Below are 5,372 nucleotides of genomic sequence, written 5' to 3' on the forward strand. Positions count from 1 at the left end.
CTGATATAGATATTGCCCCTTACCTTATAAGACCGGATAAGAGCATTGTGCAGGTGAGAGGCAGGATAGAGAAGAATGCAGATGTTGTTGTAATAGGTGCAGGAGGAGCTGGGCTTGCAGCTGCAGTATCGGCACATCAGAACGGTGCAAAAGTATTAGTTTTGGAAAAAATGCCTATGGTGGGAGGCAATACTATTATATCCGGTGCCGCATATAATGCAGTTGATCCTGAGCGACAGTTAGCCCAAGGTATAGAGGACTCTATTGATAAGCATTATACTCAGACCTACGAAGGTGGTGACAAGCTCGGGAAGCCTGAGTTGGTAAGAACCCTTGTGGAAAAGGCCTATCCAGCTCTTGAATGGCTTGAAAGTATGGGTATGAAGTTTAAAGATGAGATATTTACGGTTTTAGGTGCATTATGGCCAAGGTCACATAAACCTGAAAAGCCTCTTGGAACAGGTTACATAGAGACATATATGGATTATATAAATAAGTATAGCAATGATATAGAAGTAATGCTAAATACAAGGGCAACTGAGCTTATAGTTGAAAATGGAAGGGTCGTAGGTGTTGAAGCAGAAAATAATCAAAACACGGTTATAGCCAAAGCAAACAATGGTGTTATAATTGCAACTGGTGGATTTAGCGCCAATGTTCAAGCAAGAAACTACTATAACAAGATGTGGCCGGATCTTACGAATCTAAAAACAACCAATCGTCCTGGAATTACTGGTGATGGTATGTGGATGGCAGAGAAAATCGGTGCAAACCTGATAGGAATGGAGCAAATTCAGCTATTACCAATGGGTGAACCGGGTACAGGCAGCCTTAGCGGAAACATAGAGCAGGGCGTTGAAAATAGGATATTTGTCAATAAAGATGGTAACAGATTTGTTGATGAAGGTGCCAGGAGAGATGTAATGACTAAAGCCCTGTTCCAGCAGGAGGATAACTTTATGTGGGTTATCGTAGATAAACATTCTTATCCTACGGGAGATACAACTAACAACTTTAACGAAACCATAGATCAGCTTGTGGAAGAAGGCAGGGCTTTTAAAGCCGATACACTGGAAGATTTGGCAAGACAAATAGAAGTTGATCCTGCAAACCTGATCAAATCAGTAGAAACCTTTAACATGGCTGTAGAGAAGAAAATAGCTGATCCATTCGGTAGAACATTATTTGAACATAAGATTGATACTCCTCCTTTCTATGCAGGCCCAAGGGTGCCTACGGTTCATCATACTATGGGAGGCATAGAGATTAACACAAAGGCGCAAGTTCTTGATAAAGAGGGTAACATCATACCAGGACTATATGCAGCGGGAGAAGTAACTGGAGGAATCCACGGTTCGAACAGGCTTGGAGGTAATGCTGTGCCTGATACAGTGGTATTCGGAAAAATAGCAGGCGAAAGCGCTGCGAAAGCTGAATGATAATAGTCCTTTTGACAATATCCTGTGATTGATAAAAAATCACAGGATATTATTATGGATACGGAACATATACACCTGTGACAAAATAATAAGGCTTCCATCGGAAACCTTATTATTTATGAAGCAAAATTAGCGGTCATGCTTTTTTTCTGCTTCTTCTGCATCTGCCTTAGTTTTATGAACTGTACCCCAAGGGTGTTGAGGTGGTGCATAGATAGAATAAAGCTTGATGGGTTTATTCCCTGTATTTATCAGGTTATGCCATGTTCCGGCAGGTATGATGAATATAAAGTCATCGGATACTCTTGCCTCAAAATCCAACTTGTCTTTTCTGTTTCCCATTTTCACTATTCCTTGGCCTTCTTCGATTCTTATGAATTGATCCAAGTGAGGGTGGATTTCTAAACCTATTTCACCTCCAACATCTATGCTCATCAAGGTAAGTTGTAAGTGTTTGCCTGTCCATAAAGCGGTACGAAAGTTCTTGTTTTTTTGAGTAGCTTCTTCAATATTAATAACAAAGGGTTTAGGACCATAATCCTTTTGTTTAGTATGGCTGCAACTATCCTTTTTTTCTGTATAGTTAATGTAAACATTATTATAGTCTTCAGCATACTCTTCGTATTCTTTATACTCATCAAGATAATCTGTCAAGTATTCTTCATTATAAGGGGACTGATTAGTCCAATAAGGACACATATTCATGAAGTAGGGGCATGGATACTTTTTATATTGATTTTTCATGTTATTCGCTCCTTTCATAGTCTCCATAATCATTTTATGCTCTATTAACAGTATATGTTCATTAAATCTAAGATTAACTCATCCAACAAGCTGCCCATGGGCATGTCACCAATGAAATTCCACTATCCTATTACATAGCTCATATAAATTGCAGTAATTATGGACAATCCCAGATGCATAGACATGCATAAAGGGGGATGAACCAATGAATACTGATATATTAATTGAAAGTCAATCCCATGATGAATGGATTCAATACTCAAGCAGTCTATGGAATGGCAGTAAAATAGACGTGATTAAAAGAATAATCAATATATTTACAAATCCAGAGGAAGTTGTTCTTGATCCATTTATGGGTACTGGGAGTACACTTGCGGCAGCAAATACTTTAGATAGGATGGCCATTGGTTTTGAAATAAATGAAAAATGCATAACTACTGCTAATGAAAGGTTGAAGAGCTATAAAGATTGTTGCCAGATAATCCAGGATAGCTGTATTTATATTAATAAATACTTGTATGAAGAATCAGTGGATCTATGTGTTACTTCACCACCATGTTGGAATATATCCAATCGAAACCATACAAACCATAAAAAACATAAGGATCTTACTTCATTGCAAAAAAATATAGGAAACACAAATAGTTATTCTTTATATTTAAATAATCTGGCTAAAGCCTTTTCAGGAGTGTATGAAGTCCTGAAGCCAAATAAAATGTGTATTGTTATTGTAATGGATAAAAGGAAAAAAAACAGATTTTATCCTTTACATATAGACTTAGCTAATATCATGGCTGATATTGGATTTACACTGGAAGATTTAATAATATGGGATAGGAGGAAGGAACATAGTATTCTGGAAGCAGTTGATAATACCTATATTTATAAATCAAATATAGTACATGAGCATATCTGTATATTTAGAAAGATAACAAAGGAAAGCAGAATACAATGAAAATGTCGAAAAAGAGAAAAATATGTTGTATTATGTACAACTGTGGCAATACTTGGTATAATTCAAAGGAGGAAAGCCAATTAACCAAAACATATGACTAAAAGGAGGATATGCTTGTGAAGAAAAGTAAAAGGATTATGGCGTTGGTATTATGCTCATTTTTAATTATGGGGATATTTAATCCAATCATCAGCATCAATGCCGCCAATCAAGAACCAATGGTAAAATGGTACGATTATTATTTTGAAGAATCTACAGAAGGTCTATTTAAGATTAATGTTGATGGCAAATACGGATTCATGGATCAAAATGGAAAAATAGTTATACCTGCAAAGTTTAATGGTGTTTGGGATTTTGATCAAGGTATGGCAGTGGCATATATTAGTGAACAAGCTGATGGCACATTTGGCTATAAGAGTAGATATGGATACATAGATAAATCTGGCAAAGAGATCATCCCATTTAAATATGATTTTGTTGAGAATTTTAATGATGGAATTGCAAGAGTATCTATCGATAACAAATGGGGAATTATTGACAAAACAGGCAAAGAAATCGTAGAACCAAAATATAGTGTTATGTATTATCCTTATGAAGGATTGATTGGAATATTGGAAGGAAGTTATTCCGATGGTAAATGGGGCTTTATAGACACAAAGGGTACCCAAGTCATACCACCCATATATGAAAGCATAGGCAATTTTAGCGAAGGCTTAGCACCTGTGAAGCTGAATGGTAAGTTTGGTTTCATAGATAAAACAGGTAAAGAGGTACTACCGTTTATATATGAGCATGCAAATAGTTTTACACAAGGCCTTGCGGTAGTGAGAATTGACGGAAAAGTTGGATGCATAGATAAGACAGGAAAAGTAATAGTACCTATAATCTATGATGATATTCAAGTACCCCTGGATGGCAATTTAATAGCAACTGTGGATTGGAAAAGAGGTCTGGTGGACAAGACTGGAAAAGAAATAACTCAAATCAAGTATGACTATGTTGATTCTTTTTCGGATGGTATGGCTGTAGTAACCATCAATAATAAACAGGGATATATAGATGAGACGGGCAAAGAAGTTATACCTGTAAAGTATGACTTTGCTGATAATTTCAGTGAAGGAGTGGCATGTGTAGGAATTGATGGAAAGGCAGGTTATATAGATAAGGCCGGAAAGGTAGTTATACCATTTAAGTATGATTACCCAAGTGAATGGGTTGACTCTAATTTCAATGATGGCTTTGCAGTAGTAACTCTAAACAATAAACTGGGTATTATTGATAAAACTGGAAAAGAGATAACTCCCATAAATTATGATAATATTAGACAATTTAAAGAAGGTTTGGCTTTGGTAGGTGTGAGCACACCAGGTGCTAATGAATGGGACTACAATTACAGTTATGGATATGTAGACAAGACAGGTAAGGAGATCATTCCTCTACAATATAGTCGAGCAGACTCTTTTAAAGATGGTATAGCAAGGGTTGAAATGAATGGAAAATATGGCCTATTGCAAAATCCATTGTTATCCAAAAACGAACCAGAAGCAAAAGCAGCGGAGACCGAAACAATTATAGCAAAGCCAACAGCATAAAAGCTTATGCTGGATGGAGAATTGATACCTATAGAAGCATATAGCATAAATGGTAACAATTACTTCAAGCTTCGTGATTTGGCTATGATGTTAAAGGACACAGGTAAGAAGTTTGAAGTTACATGTGATGGAAATACAAATGCTATAAATCTATTAACAGGTAAAGCATATACTCCGGTAGGTGGGGAACTTGCTGTTTCTTCAAATTCTGATGAAAAGATAGCGAAGGTTACTAATTCTAAGGTTCTACTAAATGGTGAGGAAATTTCTTTTGAAGCCTATATTATAGGTGGAAATACCTACTTTAAGCTTCGTGATGTAGGAATGGTAATTGATTTTGAGGTAACCTATGATAATGCAACCAAGAACATAGGTATTAACACGTCATCTGGATATATTAAATAATAATTCAAAAAGAAGGCTACAGCAAAACTAATTGCTGTAGCCTTAACATGTGCGCCCAGCATGGGCGCAAGCTAGTCGGTGAAAGTCCGATACGGGGGTTGATAGCGCCAACCGTTAGCTTAAGACAAGGGTGTCCACCGTGAGGTGGAATCTGAAGGAAGTCGGCGGCAAAACTCCGGTCTGAGGAACACGAACTACATATAAGGCTTAAGTCTGTGGGTGAGTTTGCATGACAAA

General features: G+C 36.9%; 5 protein-coding genes. 4 read left to right on the top strand and 1 reads right to left on the bottom strand.

Features of this window, described 5'->3' with window-relative positions; all coding sequences use genetic code 11:
* Window positions 1-1,439 (top strand): flavocytochrome c (locus ACESM9_RS14050; protein ID WP_373000002.1); only part of this gene is annotated, 1,439 nt, incomplete at its 5' end.
* Between the two features lie 129 nt (window positions 1,440-1,568).
* Here the strand turns inward: ACESM9_RS14050 and ACESM9_RS14055 are convergent.
* Entirely contained in the window at window positions 1,569-2,183 is a 615-nt protein-coding gene (locus ACESM9_RS14055; RefSeq protein ID WP_373000005.1) for a cupin domain-containing protein, read from the bottom strand.
* Window positions 2,184-2,388: 205 nt separating this feature from the next.
* Here ACESM9_RS14055 and ACESM9_RS14060 point away from each other — a divergent pair, with 205 nt between their 5' ends.
* From ACESM9_RS14060 to ACESM9_RS14070, 3 genes are all read left to right on the top strand, one after another.
* A complete protein-coding gene (locus ACESM9_RS14060) occupies window positions 2,389-3,138 on the top strand; it encodes a DNA methyltransferase (protein ID WP_373000008.1) in 750 nt (249 codons plus the stop codon).
* A 116-nt stretch (window positions 3,139-3,254) separates the two neighbouring features.
* Window positions 3,255-4,730: a WG repeat-containing protein gene (locus tag ACESM9_RS14065; protein WP_373000012.1), complete on the top strand. Its 1,476-nt coding sequence runs from the start codon at window positions 3,255-3,257 to the stop codon at window positions 4,728-4,730.
* Between the two features lie 6 nt (window positions 4,731-4,736).
* On the top strand, window positions 4,737-5,135 hold the full coding sequence (locus ACESM9_RS14070) for a stalk domain-containing protein (protein WP_373000015.1): 399 nt from the start codon (window positions 4,737-4,739) through the stop codon (window positions 5,133-5,135).
* The last annotated feature ends 237 nt before the right edge of the window (window positions 5,136-5,372 follow it).

The sequence above is a fragment of the Lutispora sp. genome (assembly GCF_041687175.1).
Taxonomy (GTDB): domain Bacteria; phylum Bacillota; class Clostridia; order Lutisporales; family Lutisporaceae; genus Lutispora.